Source organism: Corynebacterium sp. NML180780, from assembly GCF_007786415.1.
GTDB lineage: Bacteria > Actinomycetota > Actinomycetes > Mycobacteriales > Mycobacteriaceae > Corynebacterium > Corynebacterium gottingense.
This window is the reverse complement of record NZ_VNKN01000028.1, coordinates 1-1623: the sequence shown is the minus strand read 5'-3', so window position 1 is coordinate 1623 and position 1623 is coordinate 1. Positions and strand designations below refer to the sequence as shown.

General features: G+C 55.6%; 2 protein-coding genes. Both read right to left on the bottom strand.

Annotation, left to right across the window (positions count from 1 at the left end; all coding sequences use genetic code 11):
- Positions 1-203: hypothetical protein (locus tag FPP74_RS12120; protein WP_144718835.1), on the bottom strand; the 203-nt coding region annotated here is incomplete at its 3' end.
- A 650-nt stretch (positions 204-853) separates the two neighbouring features.
- Positions 854-1623, bottom strand: a 770-nt coding sequence (locus tag FPP74_RS12340; RefSeq protein WP_370511811.1) for a hypothetical protein, incomplete at its 5' end; no start/stop codon positions are given.

Below are 1623 nucleotides of genomic sequence, written 5' to 3'. Positions count from 1 at the left end.
GGCTGCGCGAATGGAGCGACAAGCGCAAGCGAAAGCGCTGCTGCCGCGATCGACGTCCCGCGGCGGCGGGCAACATTGTGCTTCTTCATACTGTGAAATCTTCCTTCCACGAAGATGTTCTGAACAAAGGAGGGAAAGTCCGAAGGAGCGTGAGCCTGATAGCCGCGCCAGCGGATAAACGGCAATTCCACGCCGACTTTCACACTTGCCAATCTAGCGAAGAACACCTGTCACATGTCCGGGTCTTGCCCAGCTAACTCCAACCCTCTCAGGATCTCTATCTTGGACGATTGAATGGGGAAAACGGGGCGTCGAGAAGCTTTGGCCTGCATGTTTATGCGGTGAACACGATCGAAGGGAAGATGAAGGCCTGAGTTACAGTCATGCAATCTCATTGATAGGTGAGCGATACTCTTAACATTCGAAACTCCCTACCCTTCAATAGCAAACACAATACAAACGCTCGAATTATTTTCGTATTGCAGAGCGGAGTTATTTCCATCGGTGTTATGTCCGCTGGTTAAAGCGCTTTAAGCGGGCGGTCAAGACGTTCGTTCAGCCTGGCCCACGTTGATATTGGGCGGGATACAGATCAGTTTCTACGGTTGTCCAAGATCGCTGGTGAGGGACGTATCCATAAATTCTTACTAAGAGTTCCCCTACTACCCCGGAACGGGTGTGGCGAGGGAGGCGTGGGACACAAAAACTGCGCCCGACCGGAGTCGGACGCAGTTTTTCACTCAGCCCAGGGTGGACCGACGAGAGTTCGTGTTACTTCTCGTCCTTCTTGGAGGAGTTCCAGGTCTTACCCGTTACTTCTCGTCCTTCTTGGAGGAGTTCCAGGTCTTACCCGTTACTTCTCGTCCTTCTTGGAGGAGTTCCAGGTCTTACCCGAAGAACCCTGCAAAGAATCAACCTTCACCGAGCTCTTCGGACCACCAGGAGCACAGTTGTCGTAAATGATCGTGCCAGCCAGAATGCCAGCAGCAACCACCGCGATACCCGCGCCAACGGTAGCCAAATCGAAGCCAGCCTTCCGCAGCTGCTCGTTCATCTGCGACAACGCCTGCGCAGTCTGCGGATTAAACGTACCCAAGTTGCGCTGAATCTGCGCATTCGCACGCTCAATATCCTTCGAGACATTCTCCACGAACTCAGAGATACCCGGAATAGACACCTGCGTTGCCAAACCAACCGGAATCAGCGCCAGCAGCGGCAAACCAAAGCCCACAGCAGAAGCCGCACACTTACCCGGATCAGCCGGACCCTGCGGCGCCGATGTGGTGGTAGTCGGGTCAGTTGGATCCTCGGACTCGTTGTCGTCGATACCCGCAGCGTGGCCCAAAACCGGTACCTCAACTGTTGCCGGCTCATCCAGGGACGGGTCCTCAACGGTCACGGTAATCGGGCCGTCAATTCCCTCACCCGGCGTCACGAGGATTTCACCGGTTGCCGGGTCAATCTTGGCAGGAACACCCTTACCGTCCTCATCCTTGGCGGTCACCGTGGTCTTACCCGTCGGGTTCTCCACCTTCACACCGGTCGACTGCCCATCATCAGTCGGCTCAACGGTGTTCGGCTCGTCAGTTCCCTCGACGGAGACCTTCGGCTGCTCGGCAGTCG